A 21,201-nucleotide genomic window follows, 5' to 3' on the forward strand; every position below is an offset into this window, starting at 1 on the left:
GAGCGCCCGATGCCCGCCCCCTTCTCCCACAATCCGTCACATGCTTCCGGCAGCGTTGCGCCTTCGCCCTTCGCGCCGGGTGACTGGGTGGAGAATCCGGCGGCTCCGGATTGGGGCCCGGGCCAGGTGCAGTCGGCGGTGGGCCCGCGCGTGACGGTGAATTTCGAGCATGCCGGCAAGCAGATGGTGAATATCAACGAAGTGGCGCTGTCGCTGCTGCGCCAGCCGAAGGACTAGGCAATGGCCCCGAGTATGGTGCTGGGCGGTGATGCGGCACTGGCGCTGGGATTGCGCCGGCTGGCGGAGGATGCAGCGCGCGCCATCATGGCGGTCTATGCCACCCCGTTTGAGGCCCGCGCCAAGGATGATGCCAGCCCGGTAACCGATGCCGACGAGGCCGCCGAGGCGGTGATCCTGAAAGGTCTGGCCCACCTCACCCCCGGCCTGCCGGTGGTGGCCGAGGAATGTGCGGCGCGCGGCGAGATTCCGGCGGTGGGCGATGACCCTTTCTGGCTGGTCGATCCGCTGGACGGCACCCGCGAATTCATCAAGCGCAACGGCGAATTCACCGTCAACATCGCGCTGATCGAACACCGCCTGCCGACGCTTGGCATTGTGCTGACGCCGGTGGATGGCATCGCCTATCTCGGTACGCCGCAAGGCGCGCTGCGTTTCCACGGCCCAGCCGACATGACGGGCAGCGCAATCCGCGCCCGCAAGCAGCCGGCCGATGGCGCCGATGTGATGCTGAGCCGCAGCCATCCCGATCCGGAGATGGAGGATTGGCTCAGCCGTCAGCCGATCCGCGCCCGGCTGGAAGCCGGATCGTCGCTGAAATTCTGCCGCATCGCTGAAGGTGTGGCCGATCTCTATCCGCGTTTCGCCCGCATCAGCGAATGGGATACGGCGGCGGGCCAGGCGGTGCTGGCGGCGGCCGGCGGCAGCGTGCGCGACTGGCAGGGCCGCACACTCACCTATGGCAAGCCGGATTTCCGCAATCCCGGCTATCTGGCGCGCGGGCTCGATTGAGCATGGATGCGGCCACGCTGATCCATGATTTCGGCTATGCCGCGATTCTGCTTGGCACCTTCATCGAAGGCGAGACGATCCTGATCCTGGCCGGCTTCGCCGCGCATCAGGGCCTGCTGCGTCTCGATCTGGCGATCCTCGCCGCCTTCCTCGGCTCCGCGGCCGGCGACCAGGTATGGTTCGCGCTGGCGCGCTGGCGCGGCCGGCCCTATGTCGAGGCCCGGCCCAAGCTGGCTGAGAAGCTGGCGCCGGCGACGCGCTGGCTGGAACGCTATCCGACGCTGTTCATCCTCGGCTTCCGCTTCGTCTACGGCATCCGCAACGTGGCACCCGTCGCCATCGGCCTGAGCGCGATTCCGGCACGGAAATTCGTGCTGCTGAACCTGCTGGCGGCGGCGATCTGGGCCACCAGCTTCGGCCTTGCCGGCTACAGCTTCGGCCAGGCTGTCGAGCATTTCCTGGGTGATCTGCAGGATATGCAGCTCAAGATCCTCGGCGGCCTCGTCGCTTTGCTGCTTGCCTGGTTCCTGTTCCGCACATTTACCAAGCGCAATTAGGCAGCAAGCGTGGCTCGATTTTCTTAACGCTCGTCAAACAGCGGATCGGCCTCAAGCATCGAAGCCTGCGGCATGTCGCCGTCGTTGCGGTGCAGGCTGCCGAGCTGGGCAAGCTGTTCGGGCAGCAACAGCGCACGGGTATCCAGCCGCGCCATCAACCGCGTGGCCCGCAGCCGGCCCTCAAGCTGGCCAATACGGGTGGTGAGACCATCAATACGCACCGGGTCGATATGGTTCTCGGTGAAGCCGCGCTCCAGCCGCGCTTCCAGATTGGCAATCTCCTGCCGCAAAGCCTGCGCTTCCGCCTGCACGCGAGCGGACAGCGCACGCAATTGCTGGCGCTGGAAATCGCTCAAATGCAGGTCGTCGGCGCGGTCCAGCACCTTGGTGATGCTGGGATGCGGCGGCTCCGGCGCTATCCTGGGCGCATGGGCTGTGGCGGTTTCTGTCGCGACAATTGTGGCCGGCGGCTTCGGCTGAATGATGGTGGCGATGGCGGCACCGGCGGCGAATACCGCGCCCGCGGCCAGCAGGGCCAGGGTTTTGCGCATCATCTTGAGGTCTCCCTACTCGGTATCGGCGGGCCAGCAACGAATCGTTGCGGCCACGCACGCGAATCACGTGCCGGAGGAATGTCCGGGGTCGGGCGTTATACGCCCCACGCTGGGCAGGGAAACATCTTGCGCCGCCAATTAAGGCGTCACGGTGACGACCGTCACGCTTCCGTCATTCGACGGCGATCACATCGGCGTGCTGCGGTTCCGCGTAGAGCCGTTCCACCAGGGCATGGCGGCGTTCGAGAACCGCGCGCTGGTTGATATAGCCCTTGTCGGTAATCTCGTTGGCATCGATGGAGGCGGGATCATCCAGCAGCAACACACGGCGGATGCGCATGGACGAACCCGCGCCGTTATGAGCCGCGAGCTTGGCGGCAATCGCCTGGCGCAACTCAGCCAACGGCATCGCCTTGGCGGCGGGCGTAGGCCAGGCCAACAGGCCGACAAAGCCACGGTCATGGCCGGTGACCACCGCATCCTGCAGCAGCGGCGAGCAGGCCGCGAGCGCACCGACGCGCAGGCCGCCGACATGTACCCAGGTGCCGGTCATCAGCTTGAAATCCTCCGCCGTGCGGCCATCGAACACGATGCCGCCATTGGGATCATCGTCATCAGCCAGCCGGCCGGCATCGCCAATGCGGTAATAGCCTTCCGTATCGAAGGCCGCCGCCTGCTGCGCCACATCGCCAAGATAGCCCGGCGTCACGTTGGGTCCGGCGACACGCATCTCATGCTTAGCCCCCGACGGCACGAATTTGATCCGCGTGCCCGGAATCGGCACACCGATGACACCGGCGCGCTCGATCAGGAAATGTGCGGCGGTGGCCAGCGGCGCGGTTTCGGTCGAGCCCCAGCTCGACGTCATCACCACACGCTGGCCCAATGTGCGCACACTCAATGCTTCGAGCCTGGCCCAGAGATCGGGCGGCAGCGCGGCGCCGGCATAGAAAATCAGTTTCAGGTTGGCGAAAAAGCGGCGGCACAATGCCTCATCCTGTTCCAGAAAGGGAATCAGCATGGCGTAGCCGGCCGGCACGTTGAAATATATCGTTGGCGAGACGTCGCCGAGATTCGTTACCGTTTTGTCGATCAGGCCCGGCGCCGGCTTGCCGTCGTCGATATGCAGGCTGCCGCCCTGGCGCAGCACCAGATTGAAATTGTGGTTGCCGCCGAAGGTGTGGTTCCACGGCAGCCAATCCAGCAGATGCGGCGGTGTGTCATGCAGGAACGGCCAGATCTGCGCGATGGATTGCTGGTTCGACGACAGCATGCGATGCGTGTTGATGACGCCCTTGGGCAAGCCGGTGGAACCAGACGTGAAAAGATACTTCGCCACCCAGTCGGGCCGGATCGCCTTGAAGCGCGCTTCGGCGGCTGCATCGGGCTCAGCCTGCAACAAGGCCGAGAACGGCGTGGCGGCAATGCCTTCCGGCGGCGCCGCGCTGCACACCACTTCCACGCCCTGCAGGCCCAAGCCCTTCAGCACGGCGGCGAACATCGCGCCCTTCTCGGCGAAAACCAGTTTCGGCTTCACCAGGCCGAAGATGTGATGCACCTTGGCGTGATCCTGGCTCATCAGCGAATAGGCAACGCTGACCGGCGCCACCGGCGCACCTGCCAGCCAAGCGCCCAGCATCATCTGCGCATGGTCGATGCTGTTGCCGGAGAGAATCAGCACCGGTGTATCCTGGCCAAAGCCGCGCTGGAGCAGACTGGCGGCAATGCGCCGCGCATTGTTCCAGGCTTCCGCGTAGCTCAGCCGCCGCCAGCCGCCTTGCGGATTGCGCTCGGCGAGAAAGGTCGCATCAGGCTGCTGCCTGGCCTGGCGTTCGAGATCGAGGCCGAGATGATCGGGATAGGCCGCCAGCGGCTCGGCGCTTTCCAGCACAAAGCCGCCATCCGGATGCGCGATGCGGCGGATGCGTGGCTCAGCCAGTGCAAGCGGCAAGAAGGGCGGTTTGCTGCCCATCGTGGTTCCCTCCCGGTATTTTTATGAATTGTAGTATAGCATTACAATATTGGTAAAGGGAAAAGCGGCGTCTGCTGTCATGGCCCGCTTCAGGCGGGCCATCCACGAGTGGATATTTGCTGAAAACAAACGCGTGGATGCCCTGCCTACGCAGGGCATGACGGTTTTTAAGGGGTCAGGCGTTGACGTCGATAACCGTGCGGCCGCGGATCTTGCCGGCGAGAATCTGCGGCGCCAGCTCGAAAATGCTGGATAGCGGCCTGATCTCGGTCATGGCATCCAGCTTGTCCAGCGGCAGGCCCTTGGCGAGCTGCCACCAGGCGCGGCGGCGGCGATGGGCCGGCGCCATCACGCTGTCGATGCCGAGCAGGCTGACATTGCGCAGGATGAACGGAAAGACGCTGGACGGCACATCGTTGCCGCCGGCCATGCCGCAAGCGGCGACCCAGCCGCCATACTGAGTCTGGCTGATGGCGGTGGCGAGCGTCTGGCCGCCGACGCTGTCGATCACGGCGGCCCAGCGTTCCTTGGCCATCGGCGGGCCCTTGGCGGCGAGTTCGGCGCGGTCGATGAAATCGCTGGCACCGAGCGAGCGCAGATAATCATGGGTATCCGGCCGGCCGGTGGCGGCCACCACCTTGAAGCCGCGCGAAGCCAGCAGCGCGATGGCCACCGAACCGACGCCGCCGGCCGCGCCCGTCACCAGCACCGGCAAAGCCTCGGGCCGCGTATCCTTCACCAAGCCAGCATCTTCCAGCGCCATGACGCAGAGCATCGCGGTATAGCCCGCCGTGCCCACCGCCATAGCTTGCGACAGCGAGAAATTGTCCGGCACCTGCACCAGCCACTCGGATTTCAGCCGCTGGAAACGCGTATAGCCGCCAGACTGGGTTTCCGAGAGGCCATAGCCGTTGACCAGCACGCGGTCGCCCGGCTTCCAGTCCGGGCTTTGCGATTCCACCACCGTGCCGGCGAGATCGATGCCGGCCACCAGCGGCAGCTTGCGCGCGATGCGGCCACCGGTCAGCGCCAGGCCATCCTTGTAGTTCACCGTCGAATAGGCCACCTCCACCAGCACGTCATGCTGGGGCAGATCGGCGAGCGTCAATTGCTTGAAGCCCGCCTTCGGCTTGCCATCGACTTCCTCTATCAGGACGGCACGGAAGCTTTCCGGCATGGGTACCTCAGCGGATCGGTTCGAGGATCGAGACGTAATTGGCGACGGCGACGCCGCCCATGTTGAATACGCCGCCGATCTTGGCATCCTTTACCTGCAGCGCGCCAGCGGTACCGGAAAGCTGCATCGCCGCCATCACATGCATCGACACGCCGGTGGCGCCGATCGGATGGCCCTTGGCCTTGAGGCCGCCCGAAGGGTTGATCGGCAGCTTGCCGTCCTTCTGGGTCCAGCCTTCCATGATCGCCTTGGCGCCCTGGCCCGGGGCGGTGAGGCCCATGGCTTCGTATTCGATCAGCTCGGCGATGGTGAAGCAGTCATGGCTCTCGGCGAAGGAAAGATCCCACACATTGAGGCCGGCTTCGGCCAGCGCATCGGCCCAGGCCTTGGCCGGACCCTCGAAGGCGATCACGTCGCGCTTCGACATGGGCAGGAAATCCTGCACATGCTTGGCGGCGCGGAAGGCAATGGCCTTCTGCATGCCCAGCGCGGTCTGCACATCGGTGAGTATCAGGGCGGCGGCACCATCGGACACCATCGAGCAGTCGGTGCGCTTCAGGCCGCCGACGACATAGGGGTTCTTGTCGGAAACATTGCGGCAGAAGTCATAGCCGAAATCGCGCTGCATATGCGCCAGCGGATTGACCGAGCCGTTCTTGTGGTTTTTCGCCGCGATCATCGCGGTGGCATCCGACTGGTCGCCGTATTTCTGGAAATACTTGCTCTGGATGCTGTCGAACACAGCAGCGAAACCGCCCTGGCCGAAGCTCTCTTCCTTGCGGTAGCTGGCCTTGAGCAGGATGTTGCCGACGACATCATTCGGCGCCGAGGTCATCTTCTCCACGCCGACGCAGAGCACGAAGCGCGCCTTGCGCGCGGCAATCGCCTGCAGGCCCTGGAACACCGCGGCGGTGCCGGTGGCGCAGGCATTCTCAAGCCTTGTGGCCGGCTTGAAGCGCAGGCCGGGATCGGCCTGCAGCACCAGGGAGGCCGGGAAATCCTGGTCCACCAGGCCGCCGTTGAAGGTACCGAGATAGATCGCATCGACATCCTTCGGCTCGATGCCGGCATCCTTGATCGCCTGGGTCGCGACCTCGACGATGAGGTCTTCCTGGGTCTTGTCATCCAGCTTGCCGAACTTGGTATGGCTCCAGCCGACGATGCAGGCGGTCATGGCGAACTCCTCTCCGTAGATTTTTCCGATAACGCTGTCTGGTTGAGGCAAAAAGTGAGCGCCCGGAGAGGGGAAGTCAACAGACCCTGAGTGGAAATTCAAACGATTGTTAGGAAATTACTCGTCGTCGCTTTCCGATGCCCCGCCGACCGGCCCTAGCTGGGCCAGGCGCTGTTCCAGCCGCTTGGTCAGGGCAAACAGGCTGGCCGGGCTGCGGGCGGCGGAAACCGGCCCCAGCAGGGCCACCGGCACCTGGCCCTGGGCATAGGGGATTTCCGCCCGTGCCAGGTCGAGCGCGCGCTTGAGCGCCGCCGCTTCCGCCGGCTTGTCGTCGAGGCCCCGGGCGGCCAGGCCGATATCCTCGGCCAGATCCAGGTTGCTCGCCTTCCAGGCCGGTAGCCGCATGGCGGCGCGCAGGCGGGCCAGCGCGGTGCGGCCATCCTTCTGCTGCGCCAGGCGGAAGGCCTCGGCGCGCAAGGCCCATTGCGGCCACAGCACATTGGCCTGGGCCGGCGGCACCGGCTGCACCGTCACGCCTTGCGGCAGCAGCCGGGCGACCCAGGGGCGCGGATCGACCCGCCGGCCATCGAGATAGACTTCCAGGGTGATGTGGTTGGCGACGCCGGGCCAGAGCTGTGCGCCGTCCGCCACCAGGCCGATGGCCTGGTTGGCCGCCACGGTATCGCCGGGCCGCGCCTTGGCAGCCACGCCGACGAGACGAATGGTCAGCGGTTTTCCGCTATTTTCTACCGTCGCCACCAGGCTCGGCCAGCCCATCAGGCGCTGCGCCGGCAGGTCGGCGCGCTGGATCGTGGCTGGCCGGGTCAGCGCCAGCGGCAGGCCGGCGACGAAGCCCAGGTCCACCCCGGTGGGATAGGGAAGCGGGTCTGGCTTGGCCATGCGGGTATCAAAAGCCGGCCAGGAGCCGCGCAGTTCGGCGGCAGACTGGGCATGCAGCGGCGCGGCTAAAAGCAGCAAAAACAGGGCAAGGACGATTCGGCGCATGGCGCCAGACTCGCCCAAGCCGCCCATCACGGCAAGCTGGAACCCCGCTGGGTCCTGGCTTTAAGGCGTGCGCGAGGCCGCCGTGACCACGCCGGCCCCGACCAGCAGGGCGCCGCCGGTGCGGTTGACGGCGCGGATCACGCGCGGATTGCCCACCGCCTGGCGGGCCTTGCCCGCCACCAGGGCATAGCCGGCGGCATTGGCGGTGGCCAGCACCAGGAAGGTGGCCTCGAAAACCAGCATCTGCAGCCAGAAATCCGCCGCCGGATCGAGGAATTGCGGCAGGAAGGCAACGAAGAAGGTGATGCTCTTGGGGTTCAGCGCCGTCACCAGCCAGGCATGGCCCAGCATCTTCACCGCCGAGGCGGCATCGCGGCGCGGCTCTGCCTGCAGGGCATCGCCGGCCCGCCACAGCTTGATACCGAGATAGATCAGGTAGGCGGCACCGACCCATTTCAGGATGGTGAACACCGTCGCCGAGGCCGCCAGCAGGGCGCCAAGGCCGAGCATCGAAAGCGTCATCGCTGTGAAATCGCCGAGCGCCACGCCGGCCGCCATCGGCAAAGCCGCACGCCAGCCCTGGCCCAGGGCGTAAGAGACCACCAGCAGCACGGTTGGGCCTGGAATCAGCAGCATCACGGTGGAGGCGGCGGCAAAGGCCAGCCAAAGTTCAAAGCTCATCGCGGCAATCCTTCAGAATCGATTCGCCTCGTATTAAAGCGACGACCTCGGCAGGAAAACAAGCCGTTTCCCGGCCACGTAACCATCGGCGTCACCCTCGCGAAAGCCCTTCGGGCCCGTGCGCCCACAAACGCCTTCAGCGTTTGCGCGCTTACAGAGGGTCCCATTCAGTTGAAAATGGGATACCGGCTTTCGCCGGTATGACAAGGATAGCTGTTAGCAGCCGCACACCGCCTAAAGCCGGCCGCCTTCATGGGCGAGGGCGCGGAATTTGCGCGGTGACAGACCGAACCGCTGGTGAAACAGCCGGCTGAAATGCGACGAGCTGTTGAAGCCCCAGTCGAAGGCGATATCGGTGATGGTGCGGTGGCGCAGGCCGGCATCGCCCAGCGCACCGCGCACATGCTCCAGCCGGCGCTGCCAGATCAGTTCGCTGAGCGTGGTCGGCTCATTCTCGAACAGCTTGTGCAGATAGCGTTTGGAATAGCCGAAATCCGCCGCGATGGCCTCGATGGACAAACCGGGATCGCGCAGGTTTTCCGCCACGAATTGCAGCACCCGCTGCTTCAGCCGGCTGCCCTCCTCGGCATCCCCCTCCAGCACATGCGCCATGCGGGCGACGCCATCGGCCAGCCGCTCGCCGTAATCCGCGCCCGGCGCCTTCGTCCCCTGGCGCAGGCCGGCATAGGCTTGCACCAGCAGGTCATAGACCATGCGACCGGCTGGGCTGGAACGATCGAAACGACGCACCGCGACACGCTCGACCTCGAGGCCGAGCCGGGTAAGTTCATCGCGCGGCAGCAGGATCGCCGCCTGCAGGATGCGGTCTGAATTCGATACCACATAGGTCTGCGTGGTGTCGTAGATGCCCCATTCGCCGGGCGTGATCACCACCTGGCGGCCGCCCTGCTCGAACCGCGCCGCGCCCTCGATCTGCGCCACGATCTTGACGTAGCCGCGATCATCGCGACGGATCAGGCGCGGTGTGCGCACCACGCGGTGACGGCTGGCGGCGATACCGCAAATCTTGAGATTGCGGTGCTCGCCGAGATCAAGCCGACCATCGAATTGCGGATCGCCGAACGTATCCGCCTCCAGCCAGCCGATATGCTCGCGCACGAAGCCGCCCCATAGCTCCAGGCGGTCGGCAATGCCGGTGCCGGCTTCGAAGGCGATGCTATGGGCGCGCAGGGCCATGGCGGCTGGCGGCTCCTCCCGAGGTTCTTTTCTGTGTCGATCCTACCAGGGCAGGCTCTCGAATAATAGTTGGAGATCAAACTGAAGCAGCGGATTTTGCGCCGCAGCATGTATCGTCCGCGCCCGATTAGTTCGCCTACACACGAATTGAACAAGCGTAACGCTTGTTCACTCTCGGGCAAGAACGCGGGCTTGGCGATCTCTAACATCACCCGCGGCAGAACCGTTGGCACGCAACCGACCGACGGGCTTCAAGGAGGAAACATCATGCGATCCATGTTGAGGGGTGTGGCCGCGCTGGCATTGAGCGTGGCCCTGGGCCTCGCCGCACAGGCGGCTTTGGCACAGGACAAGATCAAGGTCGGCTGGGCGATTTCCAAAACCGGCCCCAATGCCGGCGGCGCCAACATCACCCAGATTCCGAATTACCTGCTCTGGGTGAAGGAAGTGAACGACAAGGGCGGCCTGCTGGTAGGCGGCAAGCGCATTCCGCTGGAGGTCATCGAATACGACGACCGCTCGAATTCGGAAGAAGCGGTGCGCGCGGTCGAGCGCCTGATCACCCAGGACAAGGTCGACCTGCTGTTCCCGCCCTGGGGCACCGGCCTGAACCTGGCGGTCGGCCCGGTCTTCAACAAATACGGCTATCCGCAGCTTGCCTTCTCCGCCGTGACCGACCGCGCGCCGGAACTGGTGAAGCGTTGGCCAAACAGCTTCTGGCTGCTCGGCACCAGCAAGCAGTATGTCGATGCCCTGGTCGAGTTGCTGACCAAGATGCGCGGCGAAGGCAAGATCAACGCCAACGTGGCGATGCTCTCGATTGCCGATGGTTTCGGCATCGACCTGTCGAAGGCGGCGCGCGAGGGCTTCGAGAAGGCCGGCTTCAAGCTGATCTACGACAAGAGCTATCCCATCGGCACCCAGGACATGGCGCCGCTGGTCGGCGAGGCGCAGCGTTCCGGCGCCGATACCTTCGTCGCCTTCTCCTATCCGCCGGATACCGTGGCGCTGAGCGACCAGTCGAAGATCGCCAATTACGCGCCCAAGGTGATGTTCCTCGGCGTCGGTGTCGGCTTCCCGCTCTATCCGCAGAAATACGGCACCAATACCGAAGGCATCCTGTCGCTCGGTGGCTGGTCGGCGGACAATGCCGCCACGGCGGAATACCGCAAGAAGCATGTGGCGATGCATGGCCGCGACCCGGATTACTGGGGCAGCCAGGTCGGCTATTCCTCGCTACAGATGCTGGAACAGTCTATCGAGCGCGTTGGCAAGATCGACCGCGCCGCGATCATCAAGGAACTGCAGACCGGCACGTTCGATACCGTGCTGGGCAAGATGAAGCTGGTGGATAACATGCCGAAGGATGCCTACTGGTTCATCGGCCAGTGGCAGAACGGCTTCTTCACTGGCGTCGCGCCGCAGCGGCCGGGCGTTGCTGCCGTGAAGCTGCCGAAGGCGCCCTGGCAGTAACCCCCAATCCCCGGGGCGGCGCCATGGCGTGGCCCCGGGGATTTTCTTTCAGTAGGTAGCCTTATCCATGCTTTTCGATGCGCTGATCACCGGCGTGACGCTGGGCGGCATGTATGCGCTGGTCGCACTCGGGCTGACGCTGCAATACGGCGTCGCGCGCATCATGAATCTTTCCTACGGCGAAACCCTGGTGGCGGCTTCCTTCGCCGCCATGGCGCTCTATACCGGCGCCGCCGTCAATCCACTGCTCGGCTTGGCTGTCGTTGTACCCGCCGCCGCCGGGATAAGCTGGCTGATCTATCGCTTCCTGCTCACCCCGCTGGTGCGGCGCGCCAAGAGCCGCGACGCGCTGGAAGTGGATAGCATCCTAGCCACCTTCGGCCTGCTATTCGTGATCCAGGGCGTGATGCTGGCGATCTTCGGCGGCGCCTATTTCTCCTATGCCTTCCTCGCCGTGCCGGTGCAGGTCTTCGGCACCGTAATCGCCGCCAACCGCCTGCTGGCACTCGGCTTCGCCCTGGTGATCGGCCTCGGCCTGTGGCTTGGCCTCACCCGCACCCGCACCGGCACCGCCTTGCGCGCCGTCGCCGTCGATCCCAACGCGGCACAGCTTGTCGCCATCGACGTGCGCGCCATGGCGGCGGCGGCCTTCGCACTCGGCGGCGGCCTGGTGGCGTCCGGCGGCGTGCTGACCTCGATGTTCCTCACCTTCAACGCCAATATCGGCGTGGTCTTCACCATGAAGGCGCTGATCGTGGTGATCATGGGCGGGGTAGGCAACCTGCTTGGCTGCCTGGTCGCCGGCCTGATCCTCGGCCTCACCGAAACCCTGGTCGCCACCCTGATCGATCCCGGCCTGACGCTGGCCGCCACCTACACGCTGTTCCTCGCCATCCTGCTGCTCAGGCCGCAGGGGCTGTTCGGCGGAGCGCGGCGATGACCATGCGTCTCGCGCTTGGCGGCCTCGCCGCGCTCATTGCCATCGCCGGCCTCGCCCTGCTGCCGCAATATTTGAGCGGCTACGGCCTGTCACTCGCCATCGGCATCTTGAACTACACCGTGCTGGCCACCGCCTGGGCGCTGTTCTCCGGCCCGACGCGCTATGTCTCGCTCGCCACTGTCGCCTTCTTCGGCATCGGCGCCTATACCGTGGCAGTGCTGGGCGAGGTGCTGGCCTGGCCGCTGGTGCTGCTGATCGCGCTTGGCATCGGTGTGGCCGTGGCCCTGCTGGTCGGGCTTTCGACCTTGCGGCTTTCCGGCGTCTATTTCGTCATCTTCACCTTCGGCCTCGCCGAACTTATCCGCCAGCTCGTCACCTGGTTCGAGGTCAACAAGACGCGCACGCTTGGCCGCTATGTCTTTGTCGATATCAGCCAGACCCAGATCTACTGGCAGCTCTTGGTACTTGCAGTGCTGGTCTTCCTCGCCGGCTTCCTGATCCAGCGCTCGCGCCTCGGCCTCGCCCTGCGGGTGATCGGCGACGACGAGATGGTGGCGCGCCATGTCGGCATCGACACCACGCGCGCCAAGGTGCTGCTGTTCGCCTTCTCCGCCAGTTTCATGACGCTGGCCGGCGCGGTGATGGCGCCGCGCTGGACCTATATCGACCCGGCCATCGCCTTCAATCCCGTGCTGTCCTTCCAGGTGCTGATCATGGCCCTGCTTGGCGGCGTGCACCGGCTCTATGGTCCGCTGCTTGGCGTGGTGCCGCTCACGCTGCTGTTCGAATACCTGCTGGCGCGGTTCCCGAACCATTTCTCCATCCTGATCGGGCTGGCCTTCATGGTCATCGTCTATGCCATCCCGCAGGGCGTGGTCGGGCTGATCGAAAAGCTGCGGGTGAAGCGGGAGGCGAAACAATGAGCCTGCTGCAAGTCTCCGGCCTGACGCGGCGCTTCGGCGGCCTGGTGGCTGTCGATGGCGTCGAGTTCAACGTCGCTGAAGGCGAGATCGTCGGCCTGCTGGGGCCGAACGGTTCGGGCAAGACCACGGTGCTGAATCTGCTCTCCGGAGCGCTCAGCCCCGATGGCGGCTCGATCCGCTTCGGCGCGCACGCCATCCACGGCCTGCCGGCGCATCGCATCGCCCGGCTTGGGCTGGCCCGTACCTTCCAGCTTGTGCGTCCGCTCGGCTCGATGGATTGCCGCGACAATGTGATTGCCGGCCTGGCCTTCGGCGCCGAGCGCCGCTGGGGCCGTGCGGCCAGCCGCGAAGCCGATGACCTACTGGCCCGTGTCGGCCTGGATGGGCGCGGCGGCGCGCTGCCCGGCGAACTCACCTATATCGACCAGAAGCGGCTGGAACTGGCCCGCGCCCTGGCGCTGCGGCCGCGCCTGCTGCTGCTGGATGAATGGCTGGCCGGCCTCAATCCCACCGAATTGCTCGAAGGCATCAAACTGGTACAGAGCCTGCGCCAGCAAGGCATCGCCATCCTGCTGGTGGAGCATGTGATGGATGCGATCCGCTCGCTCTGCGACCGCTGCCTGGTGATGAGCGCCGGCAAGCGCATTGCCATCGGCCTGCCCGGCGAGGTGCTGAGCGACCCCGAGGTCGTGCGTGCCTATCTCGGTGACGACCATGCTTGAGGCCAATCATGCTTGAAGTGAGCGGCCTGTCCATTGCCTATGGCCGCCACCAGGCGGTGCGCGACGTGGCACTCTCGGTGGCCCGCGCCGAGATCGTGGTGATCCTGGGCGCCAATGGCGGCGGCAAGACCTCTTTGCTGAAAGCCATTGCCGGGCTTTTGCCTGCCTCGGAGGGCGCCAAGCTGACGCTCGACGGCACTGACCTGACCAAACTGCCGGCACATAGAATAGTCGAAGCCGGCCTGGCGCTGGTGCCGGAGGGGCGCGGCATCTTCGGCGACCTGAGCGTGCGCGAGAACCTGCTGCTCGGCGCCTATCCGCGCCGCGCCCGGGGCAGCGAGACCGCCAATCTCGACCGCATCCTGAGCCTGTTCCCACGCTTGGCCGAACGCATGAGCCAAGCCGCCCGCACCATGAGCGGCGGCGAACAGCAGATGGTCGCCATCGGCCGCGCGCTGATGTCGGCGCCCGATATCCTGCTGCTGGACGAGCCCTCGCTCGGCCTCTCGCCGCTGATCTGTGGTGAATTGTTCAGTGCCTTGCAGCACATCCGCGCAACCGGCATCGGCGTGCTGCTGGTGGAGCAGAATGCGCGCCGCAGCCTGGCCATCGCCGACCGCGGCTACCTGATCGAGCAGGGCCGCATCGTCGGCAGCGGTAGTGCCGCTGCTTTGCGCGACGATCCCGCCGTGCAGCGCGCCTATCTTGGCAAGCAATAGATTTTCGTGGAAGGAGACAGAGAGATGTTCGAGACCCAGTTGCTGATCGGCGGCAAGGATGTGGCGGCCAGTGGCAGCAAGACTTTCGAGCGCCGCAATCCGTTGAGCGGCGACGTGGCAAGCCGCGCCGCCGCCGCTTCGGTGGCCGATGCCAATGCCGCCGCCGATGCCGCCGCTGCCGCCTATCCGGCCTGGTCCGCGCTCGGCCCCAATGCCCGCCGGGCCCTGCTGCTGAAAGCCGCCGACAACCTGGCCGCCCACGCACCGGATTTCATCGCCCGCATGCAGGCCGAAATCGGCGCCACCGCTGCCTGGGCCGGCTTCAATGTGCATCTGGCATCCGGCATGCTGCGCGAGGCGGCAGCGATGACGACGCAGATCGGCGGCGAGGTGATCCCGTCCGACAAGCCGGGCTGCCTCGCCATGGCGACACGTGAATCGGTTGGCGCGGTGCTCGGCATCGCGCCGTGGAATGCGCCGGTGATCCTCGGCACCCGCGCCGTGGCGATGCCGCTGGCCTGCGGCAATACCGTGGTGCTGAAGGCGTCCGAGACCTGTCCGGCGACCCATCGCCTGATCGCCGAGGCGATCCAGCAGGCCGGGTTGCCGGACGGCGTGATCAACGTGGTGAGCAATGCGCCGGCCGATGCCGCCGAAGTGGTGGCGGCGCTGATCGCGCATAAGGCGGTGCGGCGGATCAATTTCACCGGCTCGACCAAGATCGGCCGCGTAGTGGCGGAACTGGCCGCACGGCAATTGAAGCCGGTGCTGCTGGAACTCGGCGGCAAGGCGCCTTTGGTGGTGCTGGACGATGCCGACCTGGATGAAGCGGTGAAGGCCGCCGCCTTCGGCGCCTTCATGAACCAGGGCCAGATCTGCATGTCGACCGAGCGGATCGTGGTCGATAACGCGGTGGGCGACGCCTTCGTGGCGAAATTCGCCGCCAAGGCCAAGTCGCTGACCAGCGGCGATCCACGCCAGGGCAATGTGGCGCTGGGTGCACTGGTGAATGTGGAAGCCGTCGATCGCGTGCTGGCGCTGGTGGACGAGGCCGTGAGCCAAGGCGCCAAATTGGTGGCCGGCGGCAGCCGCGACGGCGCGGTGATGAGCGCCACGGTGCTGGACCATGTGACGCCGGACATGCGCATCTATCACGAGGAAAGCTTCGGACCTGTAGCCTGCGTGGTGCGGGCGGATGGCGAGGCGGCGGCGGTGCATGCCGCCAACGACACCGAATACGGCCTCTCGGCCGCCGTTTTCAGCCGCAACATTCCGCGTGCGCTGACTGTGGCCAAGCGTATCGACAGCGGCATCTGCCATATCAATGGCCCGACCGTGCATGACGAAGCACAGATGCCGTTTGGCGGCGTGAAGGCATCCGGCTATGGCCGCTTCGGCGGCAAGGCCGGCGTCGAGCAATTCACCGAGCTGCGCTGGATCACGTTGGAAACCCAGCCCGGCCATTTCCCAATCTGATGGCCATGCTGCTGGAAGGCAAAGTCTGCGTCATCACTGGCGCCGCCGGCAGCATCGGGCTGGCGGCGGCAAGACGCCTGCTGCGGGAAGGCGCCCGCGTGCTGCTGGTCGACCGAGAAGAGGCTGCCTTGATGGCGGCGGAAGCACAACTCGGCGCAACCTCGAGCCATGCCGTGTCGGTGGCCGCCGATGTCGCCACCGCGGAGGACACGCGGCGCTATCTCGAAGCGGCGCAGCGCCTCTGGGGCGGCATCGACGTATTGTTCCTCAACGCCGGGATCAGCGGCGCCATCAGCCCGGTGACGGAATACCCTGAGGAAACCTGGGACCGCGTCATCGCCGTGAACCTGCGCGCACCCTTCCTCGCCTGCAAATACGGCCTGCCGCTGCTGCGCGATGGCGGCAGCATCGTGATGACCGGCAGCGTCGTCGGCGTCACCAGCGATCCCGGCATTGCCGCCTATGCCGCCTCGAAACACGGCCTGATCGGCCTGATGCGCACGGTGGCGAAGGAAGCGGCGCGGCGCGACATCCGCGTCAATGTGCTGGCGCCGGGTCCGATCGACAACGGCTTCCAACGCCAGATCGAAGGCCATCTAAGCAATGTCATCGGCACCGAGGCCGGCGCCTTCCTGGATGGCCTAATCCCGCTCGGCCGCCACGGCCTAGCCGATGAAATCGCCGAAGCGGTGCTGTTCCTCGCCTCATCCGCCAGCAGCTTCACCACCGGCAGCGTGCTGATGGCCGATGGCGGCATGCATATCTGACCCGCAACCCATAGACGGAGCGCCCCATGCCCGAAGCCGCCACCACCGAATTCTGGCGTCACCTCACGCCGATCAACCCGGTGTTCAAGCCCGACGCGCTGCCCGAAGCCTATGTGCAGAACGCGCCGACCGACGACGAGAAACTCTATGTGCCGTTCACCGACACGGTGTCGTCGCGGCCGCTGTGGATCTCGCCAGCGCAGAACAAGTGGTGCGACATCCTGATGGCCAAGGCCGCCGGGCTGGTGAACCGGCATTACCATCCACATGAAGTCTTCGCCTACACGATCTCGGGCAAATGGGGCTATCTCGAACATGACTGGACCGCTACGGCCGGCGATTTCGTCTACGAGACGCCGGGCGAGGGCCACACGCTGGTCGCCTATGAGCATGAACAGCCGATGAAGGTGTTCTTCATCGTGACGGGGCCGCTGATCTGGCTCGACGAGCAGGGCAATTCCGCCGGCCATTTCGACGTGCATGACTATATCGCCATGTGCCGCGAGCATTACGACAAGATCGGCCTCGGCGCCGACTACATCACGAAGCTGTTTAGGTAATGGCATAGGCCGTCATGCCGGCGAAAGCCGGCATCCCATTTCCTGCCAAATGGGACCCTCTGTAAGCGCCCGAACGCCTTACGGCGTTCGTGGGCGCACAGGCCCGAAGGGCGCGGCGCGAGGGTGACACGTGATTTGGATACTACCCCGCACAGCCCAGGCGGCGGATCATTTCCGGCGGAATAGCCATGCCCTTGATCTTGCCCGGCTGCGCCGGATCGGGCTGTGCCAGCACGCGCTTCTCGCGGCCTTCCACCAGCAAAGTACCATCGGCGCGCTGGATACGATGGCCGACCTGGAAAGACGAGCGGCCCCATTCGATGATACGGCTATGCACCACGATATGGTCCTGCACCGCCGCCGGCGCAAAGAACTTGGCATCCACCGAGACGATGGGAAAACCAATCGAGCCGATGCGGCGCAGCTCTTTCAGCGTGAAGCCGGCTTCCGCCAGCAGCCGCCAGGTACCGGCATCGAACCAGGCAAAGTAATTCGGATAGAACACGATATCCGCCGGATCGCAATCGCCCCATTGCACCTGCAACGGATGCACCGAGACCAAGGCCTCAGCAGCAACAACATCACTCGGCGGCATGGCGCGCCTCCTGGGCCGCAGCGAAAGCGGCAAGCGTGCGGCTGAGCGCCTCGCCTTCCGGATCGCGCAAGGCGGCGACGCGCGTCTGCAGCACAGCGTCTGCGGCCTGGGCAACAGGCAGCTTGCCGTCCAGCGCAGGCAATATCAGATGCGCACGGATGCGCTGATAATTTTCCTCGCCACGCTTGTAGGTATCGCCATAGCCCTTGATCAGCCGCGCGCATTCGGCGATCTCGATGGCCAGCGCCAGGTCGAGCGAAGCCGCGCGCCGGATCAGGCCGAGCCAATCCTCGATCTGCGCCTGCTCCTGGGCATAGCGGTGGCTACGGCGGCGCCAGGGCTTCAAGGCCGCCAGCAGGCGGAAACGCAGATAGCCGCCGAGCCGGTTGCTCGGCAGGGTCATCGCCCAATGCCAGCGCCAGCCGCGCGCCTTGGCCAAGCGCAGCACCGGCTGCGCCAGGGAGGACGGCAGCAGGCCGGCCAGTTCCTCGATGCCGGGCTTGAGAAAATCCGCCACTTCATAAGGCTGCCCGGCCTGGATACGGGTTTCGCGCTCAATCGCCTGGAACCGCTCCGGCTTCAACTTCAACTGCGCGACACGGATCACATCCTCGACGCTCATGCGCAGGGCCAGATGCCGCGCCACCTCCGCCGCCAGCTTGCCTTCGGCATCAAGGCGAGCAACCGCCTCCAGGCGATCCAGGTACAAGCTGGCATAGGCGGCATCCTGGTAATCCAGCAGCCGCTTCACACCCGATGCGGCATGGGTATGTGCTGCCATGGGCAAAGCATCGACGCGCTGCGCCAGATCGAGCAACGGGATCGGCGATGGTGCGATTTCGGCACGCGCCGCCGCCGCCGCGATTTCGCCGCGCGCATGAGCGAGGCCAAAGCGGAAACCGGAAAGGTTGCTTTCCACGGCTTTACCTTCGGCGCGGATGCCGGCCTCGAACAGATCGGCGGCCAACGGCAGCGCCTCGCTGCCAGCCAGTGCGCCGAGCAGCACGGCATTGAGGATCGAGCCGGATTCTTTCGCCGCCGCATCCATATCGAACAGCACGGCACGGCGGGCGCATTCCTTGGCGGCGCGGAACAGCCGGCCGCTGTCGAAACGGCCATCGCCCATGCCGCTTTTCTCCGCCACGGCGAAGATGCGGTGCGTGGAAGCGATCAGCAGGGTGCGGTCGGGCGTGACATAGCCGTTCTGCATGGCGCGGCCGGCCTCGACGAATTCGGACGCGATCATCACATCGACCTGGCCCAAACCCGGATTGAGACACATCACCGGGCGCTGCTCTGTCACCGCCGGCCAGATCTCGATGTAATAGGTGGTGGCGCCGGTGCGCTGCGCCACGCCGGGAATCGAGGTCGCTTGCACCGGGAAGCCGGCGCGGCGCGCGGCCCCGGTGATCCAGTCGGTGAGTACGCCGCCGCCTTCACCGCCAAGCGCTGCAACAAGGAGCGTGATCGGGCGCTTGACGCTGCTCATGCCCCCACGCTCCTGAGCCAGCCGATCATGGCTTGATGCAGGCGGTGATTGAGGCGGTCCCACAGCGAGGGGTTATGCACGATCTCGGTCTTGTAGAAGGACGGGCAGAGCACGGCGGCATGGGCCACCTCGCCGCAATGGCCGCAGCCGACGCAGCCCTGGTTGACATGCGCCACCGGATCGCTGCGCAGCGGATCCGGATTGGGCTTGATGGTGAGCGACGGGCAGCCCGAGAGCCGGATGCAGGAATGGTCGCCGGTGCAGACCGCGTCATCGATTCCGAAACGGGTGCGCAGCACGCGCTCCCCCGCCGCCAGCGCCTTGGCCTCTTCGCCACGCAGGCGCCGCTGCCGGGCCAACTGGCATTCGCCATCGGCGATGATCACCTTGAGGCCCTTTTGCGCCGTGGAGAGTGCTTCCTTCAGGGCCGAAGTCATGCCGCCCAGGCCATAGGAGCGCAGCCGCTTCACCCATTGCACGCCCAGCGCCTTCAGGGTGGTTTCGATATCGGCACCGTTGATGCCATCCTCATGGCGGTTCTGCTTCGAGGACGGCAGATATTGCACGCCGGTCGCCGAGGTATAGCCGTTCTGCAACACCACCAGTACGCCGTCGCCGCGATTGAACAGGGCCGAGGACACGCCGGTTATCAAGCCATTATGCCAGAAGCCGCCATCGCCCATGATGGCGATGGGCCGACGCTGCGACAGCGGCCCGACGCCTGCCGCCGAGGCCAGGCTCATGCCATAGCCGAGGATCGAATGCCCCACCGAGAACGGCGCGAAAGTGGCGAGCGCATGGCAGCCGATATCGGCGGCCACATGCACCGGGCCGGTCTCGCGCTCCACCAGCTTGATCGCGGTGAAGACCGGACGCTCCGGGCAGCCGGTACAGAAGGTCGGCGGCCGCAGCGGCAGATCCGGGCCGATCAGCCCTTGCGCCTTGGCGCGCTGCGCCTGCGCTGCATCGAAGGCGGCGGCAGGTGCTGCAAGATCGAGATCGGGCCGCGCCTTGGGCAGCCAGGCGAGCAGGCCGCGCGTGAGGACTTCAATCGTGTATTCGCCGGCCATCGGCAGCATATCCTTGCCGGCCAGGCGGAGATTGCGGTCGGCACGGCGGAGGATCGTGCCGATAGCCTGTTCGAGATATTCCGGGCCGCCCTCCTCCACCACCAGCAGATGGTTCTTGCCGGCACAGAAATCGAGAATCTGCTGCGGCGCCAGCGGATGCGTCACGTTCAGCACCAGCATCGGCACGCGGCATTGCTCGAAAGCATCGGCAAGGCCCAGTGTCTGCAGCGAGCGGCTCAGTGCATTATAGATGCCGCCCTGCACAATGATGCCGATGTCATTGAGATCTCCGGGCATCACTTCGTTGAGGCCGTGTTCCAGGATGAAACGCTGCGCGGCGGGCAGCCGCTGCTCGAATTTCAGCTTTTCCTGCTTGAAGGTGGCGGGCGGATGCGCCAAGTGATCGTAGTTGAAGGCTGCCGGCCCCACCTTGGCGCGGCGCGATACGGTGGCGGCGCGGTTCTGCTTGGCTGCGAAACTTCCGGTGACATGGCAGGCGCGGATGCGCAATTCCAGCATCACCGGCGTGTTCGAGGCTTCCGACAGCTCGAAGCCTTTCTCGACACAGCGCACGATGGTTGACAACTCCGGGCGCGGATCAAGCAGCCACATCGAGGATTTCAGCGCGAAGGCATGGCTGCGCTCCTGGATCACGCTGGCGCCTTCGCCGTAATCCTCGCCGATCACGATCATGGCGCCGCCGATCACGCCGGGCGAGGCCAGGTTGCTCAGGGCATCGGAGGCGACATTGGTGCCGACGATGGATTTCCAGGTGACGGCGCCACGCGCCGGGTAGTTGATCGAGGCCCCGAGCAAGGCCGCCGCCGAGGCCTCATTGGTGCAGGTTTCGAGATGGATGCCGAGGTCGTCGAGGATATCCTGCGCCTGCACCAGCACGTCGATCAGATGCGACACCGGCGCGCCCTGGTAGCCGCCGACATAGGCGACGCCGGATTGCAGCAGCGCCTTGGTGACGGCAAGGATGCCCTCACCCTCGAACAGTTCTCCCTGCCCCAACCGTAAAGCCTGAATTTCCTTGCTGAAGGACCGTTCCATCGGCGCTTTTCTCCCTAGGCGGAAAAGTCGCATGGCGCGGCGTGCCGGTCAAGAAACAGTTTGAT

Annotated in this window: 21 protein-coding genes; 11 read left to right on the forward strand and 10 right to left on the reverse strand. The window is 65.5% G+C overall.

The window, feature by feature from the left end; genetic code table 11:
- Positions 1 to 9: 9 nt before the first annotated feature.
- The 3 genes from V6B08_RS02120 to V6B08_RS02130 are packed head-to-tail and all read left to right on the forward strand — an operon-like array spanning position 10 to position 1,586.
- The gene (locus tag V6B08_RS02120) at positions 10 to 237 is read left to right on the forward strand and encodes a DUF3553 domain-containing protein (protein ID WP_341977622.1); all 228 of its coding nucleotides are present in this window, start codon (positions 10 to 12) and stop codon (positions 235 to 237) included.
- A gap of 3 nt (positions 238 to 240) precedes the next feature.
- Entirely contained in the window at positions 241 to 1,029 is a 789-nt protein-coding gene (gene cysQ / locus V6B08_RS02125; protein ID WP_341977624.1) for a 3'(2'),5'-bisphosphate nucleotidase CysQ, read from the forward strand.
- A gap of 2 nt (positions 1,030 to 1,031) precedes the next feature.
- Positions 1,032 to 1,586 carry a DedA family protein gene (locus tag V6B08_RS02130; RefSeq protein WP_341977626.1) on the forward strand — a complete coding sequence of 185 codons (555 nt, stop codon included), beginning with the start codon at positions 1,032 to 1,034 and terminating at the stop codon, positions 1,584 to 1,586.
- A gap of 23 nt (positions 1,587 to 1,609) precedes the next feature.
- Here the strand turns inward: V6B08_RS02130 and V6B08_RS02135 are convergent, their stop codons facing one another.
- The 7 genes from V6B08_RS02135 to V6B08_RS02165 form a co-directional block, all read right to left on the reverse strand.
- Entirely contained in the window at positions 1,610 to 2,140 is a 531-nt protein-coding gene (locus V6B08_RS02135) for a Spy/CpxP family protein refolding chaperone (RefSeq protein ID WP_341977628.1), read from the reverse strand.
- Between the two features lie 172 nt (positions 2,141 to 2,312).
- Positions 2,313 to 4,112 (reverse strand): feruloyl-CoA synthase, encoded by a 1,800-nt coding sequence (locus V6B08_RS02140; RefSeq protein ID WP_341977630.1) that lies wholly within the window; start codon positions 4,110 to 4,112, stop codon positions 2,313 to 2,315.
- A 175-nt stretch (positions 4,113 to 4,287) separates the two neighbouring features.
- Complete coding sequence (locus tag V6B08_RS02145; protein WP_341977632.1) at positions 4,288 to 5,289, reverse strand: MDR family oxidoreductase; 1,002 nt, start codon at positions 5,287 to 5,289, stop codon at positions 4,288 to 4,290.
- Positions 5,290 to 5,296: 7 nt separating this feature from the next.
- Positions 5,297 to 6,463: an acetyl-CoA acetyltransferase gene (locus V6B08_RS02150; protein WP_341977634.1), complete on the reverse strand. Its 1,167-nt coding sequence runs from the start codon at positions 6,461 to 6,463 to the stop codon at positions 5,297 to 5,299.
- A 117-nt stretch (positions 6,464 to 6,580) separates the two neighbouring features.
- Positions 6,581 to 7,468, reverse strand: a complete 888-nt coding sequence (locus tag V6B08_RS02155) for a hypothetical protein (RefSeq protein ID WP_341977636.1) — start codon at positions 7,466 to 7,468, stop codon at positions 6,581 to 6,583.
- Positions 7,469 to 7,528: 60 nt separating this feature from the next.
- Positions 7,529 to 8,149, reverse strand: coding sequence for a LysE family translocator (locus V6B08_RS02160; protein WP_341977638.1), 621 nt, complete (start codon positions 8,147 to 8,149; stop codon positions 7,529 to 7,531).
- A gap of 234 nt (positions 8,150 to 8,383) precedes the next feature.
- A complete protein-coding gene (locus V6B08_RS02165) occupies positions 8,384 to 9,346 on the reverse strand; it encodes a helix-turn-helix domain-containing protein (RefSeq protein WP_341977640.1) in 963 nt (320 codons plus the stop codon).
- A 267-nt stretch (positions 9,347 to 9,613) separates the two neighbouring features.
- On the opposite strand from V6B08_RS02165, the gene V6B08_RS02170 reads away from it, so the two are divergent.
- The 8 genes from V6B08_RS02170 (at position 9,614) to V6B08_RS02205 (ending at position 16,926) form a co-directional block, all read left to right on the forward strand.
- Positions 9,614 to 10,819, forward strand: a complete 1,206-nt coding sequence (locus tag V6B08_RS02170) for an amino acid ABC transporter substrate-binding protein (protein WP_341977642.1) — start codon at positions 9,614 to 9,616, stop codon at positions 10,817 to 10,819.
- A 67-nt stretch (positions 10,820 to 10,886) separates the two neighbouring features.
- Positions 10,887 to 11,759 carry a branched-chain amino acid ABC transporter permease gene (locus V6B08_RS02175; RefSeq protein ID WP_341977644.1) on the forward strand — a complete coding sequence of 291 codons (873 nt, stop codon included), beginning with the start codon at positions 10,887 to 10,889 and terminating at the stop codon, positions 11,757 to 11,759.
- Positions 11,756 to 12,682 (forward strand): branched-chain amino acid ABC transporter permease, encoded by a 927-nt coding sequence (locus tag V6B08_RS02180; RefSeq protein WP_341977646.1) that lies wholly within the window; start codon positions 11,756 to 11,758, stop codon positions 12,680 to 12,682. The genes V6B08_RS02175 and V6B08_RS02180 overlap by 4 nt, the downstream gene beginning before the upstream one ends.
- Positions 12,679 to 13,404 (forward strand): ABC transporter ATP-binding protein, encoded by a 726-nt coding sequence (locus V6B08_RS02185; protein WP_341977648.1) that lies wholly within the window; start codon positions 12,679 to 12,681, stop codon positions 13,402 to 13,404. The genes V6B08_RS02180 and V6B08_RS02185 overlap by 4 nt, the downstream gene beginning before the upstream one ends.
- Positions 13,405 to 13,412: 8 nt before the next feature.
- Positions 13,413 to 14,123 (forward strand): ABC transporter ATP-binding protein, encoded by a 711-nt coding sequence (locus V6B08_RS02190; RefSeq protein WP_341977650.1) that lies wholly within the window; start codon positions 13,413 to 13,415, stop codon positions 14,121 to 14,123.
- Between the two features lie 24 nt (positions 14,124 to 14,147).
- Positions 14,148 to 15,599 (forward strand): aldehyde dehydrogenase, encoded by a 1,452-nt coding sequence (locus V6B08_RS02195; protein ID WP_341977652.1) that lies wholly within the window; start codon positions 14,148 to 14,150, stop codon positions 15,597 to 15,599.
- Positions 15,599 to 16,366, forward strand: a complete 768-nt coding sequence (locus V6B08_RS02200) for an SDR family NAD(P)-dependent oxidoreductase (protein WP_341977654.1) — start codon at positions 15,599 to 15,601, stop codon at positions 16,364 to 16,366. Before V6B08_RS02195 ends, V6B08_RS02200 begins: the two co-directional genes overlap by 1 nt.
- 26 nt (positions 16,367 to 16,392) lie before the next feature.
- On the forward strand, positions 16,393 to 16,926 hold the full coding sequence (locus tag V6B08_RS02205) for a 2,4'-dihydroxyacetophenone dioxygenase family protein (protein WP_341977656.1): 534 nt from the start codon (positions 16,393 to 16,395) through the stop codon (positions 16,924 to 16,926).
- A gap of 142 nt (positions 16,927 to 17,068) precedes the next feature.
- On the opposite strand, the gene V6B08_RS02210 is transcribed toward V6B08_RS02205, so the two are convergent.
- From V6B08_RS02210 to V6B08_RS02220, 3 genes are read right to left on the reverse strand one after another with little or no spacing between them, the layout of a single operon-like run.
- Positions 17,069 to 17,521 (reverse strand): acyl-CoA thioesterase, encoded by a 453-nt coding sequence (locus tag V6B08_RS02210; RefSeq protein ID WP_341977658.1) that lies wholly within the window; start codon positions 17,519 to 17,521, stop codon positions 17,069 to 17,071.
- The gene (locus V6B08_RS02215; protein ID WP_341977660.1) at positions 17,508 to 19,010 is read right to left on the reverse strand and encodes an indolepyruvate oxidoreductase subunit beta family protein; all 1,503 of its coding nucleotides are present in this window, start codon (positions 19,008 to 19,010) and stop codon (positions 17,508 to 17,510) included. Before V6B08_RS02215 ends, V6B08_RS02210 begins: the two co-directional genes overlap by 14 nt.
- Positions 19,007 to 21,136 (reverse strand): thiamine pyrophosphate-dependent enzyme, encoded by a 2,130-nt coding sequence (locus V6B08_RS02220; RefSeq protein WP_341977662.1) that lies wholly within the window; start codon positions 21,134 to 21,136, stop codon positions 19,007 to 19,009. Before V6B08_RS02220 ends, V6B08_RS02215 begins: the two co-directional genes overlap by 4 nt.
- Positions 21,137 to 21,201 lie beyond the last annotated feature (65 nt).

It is taken from the genome of Ferrovibrio sp. MS7 (assembly GCF_038404985.1).
Taxonomy (GTDB): Bacteria; Pseudomonadota; Alphaproteobacteria; order Ferrovibrionales; family Ferrovibrionaceae; genus Ferrovibrio; species Ferrovibrio plantarum.

What these genes read in the sequence shown, in the direction of transcription:
- V6B08_RS02215 (WP_341977660.1), bottom strand. Translation starts at nt 19,010, where the DNA reads ATGAGCAGCGTCAAGCGCCCGATCACGCTCCTTGTTGCAGCGCTTGGC.
- V6B08_RS02190 (WP_341977650.1), top strand. Translation starts at nt 13,413, where the DNA reads ATGCTTGAAGTGAGCGGCCTGTCCATTGCCTATGGCCGCCACCAGGCG.
- V6B08_RS02185 (WP_341977648.1), top strand. Translation starts at nt 12,679, where the DNA reads ATGAGCCTGCTGCAAGTCTCCGGCCTGACGCGGCGCTTCGGCGGCCTG.
- V6B08_RS02200 (WP_341977654.1), top strand. Translation starts at nt 15,599, where the DNA reads ATGGCCATGCTGCTGGAAGGCAAAGTCTGCGTCATCACTGGCGCCGCC.
- V6B08_RS02145 (WP_341977632.1), bottom strand. Translation starts at nt 5,289, where the DNA reads ATGCCGGAAAGCTTCCGTGCCGTCCTGATAGAGGAAGTCGATGGCAAG.
- V6B08_RS02170 (WP_341977642.1), top strand. Translation starts at nt 9,614, where the DNA reads ATGCGATCCATGTTGAGGGGTGTGGCCGCGCTGGCATTGAGCGTGGCC.
- cysQ (WP_341977624.1), top strand. Translation starts at nt 241, where the DNA reads ATGGCCCCGAGTATGGTGCTGGGCGGTGATGCGGCACTGGCGCTGGGA.
- V6B08_RS02210 (WP_341977658.1), bottom strand. Translation starts at nt 17,521, where the DNA reads ATGCCGCCGAGTGATGTTGTTGCTGCTGAGGCCTTGGTCTCGGTGCAT.
- V6B08_RS02205 (WP_341977656.1), top strand. Translation starts at nt 16,393, where the DNA reads ATGCCCGAAGCCGCCACCACCGAATTCTGGCGTCACCTCACGCCGATC.
- V6B08_RS02175 (WP_341977644.1), top strand. Translation starts at nt 10,887, where the DNA reads ATGCTTTTCGATGCGCTGATCACCGGCGTGACGCTGGGCGGCATGTAT.
- V6B08_RS02180 (WP_341977646.1), top strand. Translation starts at nt 11,756, where the DNA reads ATGACCATGCGTCTCGCGCTTGGCGGCCTCGCCGCGCTCATTGCCATC.
- V6B08_RS02165 (WP_341977640.1), bottom strand. Translation starts at nt 9,346, where the DNA reads ATGGCCCTGCGCGCCCATAGCATCGCCTTCGAAGCCGGCACCGGCATT.
- V6B08_RS02135 (WP_341977628.1), bottom strand. Translation starts at nt 2,140, where the DNA reads ATGATGCGCAAAACCCTGGCCCTGCTGGCCGCGGGCGCGGTATTCGCC.
- V6B08_RS02155 (WP_341977636.1), bottom strand. Translation starts at nt 7,468, where the DNA reads ATGCGCCGAATCGTCCTTGCCCTGTTTTTGCTGCTTTTAGCCGCGCCG.
- V6B08_RS02120 (WP_341977622.1), top strand. Translation starts at nt 10, where the DNA reads ATGCCCGCCCCCTTCTCCCACAATCCGTCACATGCTTCCGGCAGCGTT.
- V6B08_RS02160 (WP_341977638.1), bottom strand. Translation starts at nt 8,149, where the DNA reads ATGAGCTTTGAACTTTGGCTGGCCTTTGCCGCCGCCTCCACCGTGATG.
- V6B08_RS02195 (WP_341977652.1), top strand. Translation starts at nt 14,148, where the DNA reads ATGTTCGAGACCCAGTTGCTGATCGGCGGCAAGGATGTGGCGGCCAGT.
- V6B08_RS02220 (WP_341977662.1), bottom strand. Translation starts at nt 21,136, where the DNA reads ATGGAACGGTCCTTCAGCAAGGAAATTCAGGCTTTACGGTTGGGGCAG.
- V6B08_RS02140 (WP_341977630.1), bottom strand. Translation starts at nt 4,112, where the DNA reads ATGGGCAGCAAACCGCCCTTCTTGCCGCTTGCACTGGCTGAGCCACGC.
- V6B08_RS02150 (WP_341977634.1), bottom strand. Translation starts at nt 6,463, where the DNA reads ATGACCGCCTGCATCGTCGGCTGGAGCCATACCAAGTTCGGCAAGCTG.
- V6B08_RS02130 (WP_341977626.1), top strand. Translation starts at nt 1,032, where the DNA reads ATGGATGCGGCCACGCTGATCCATGATTTCGGCTATGCCGCGATTCTG.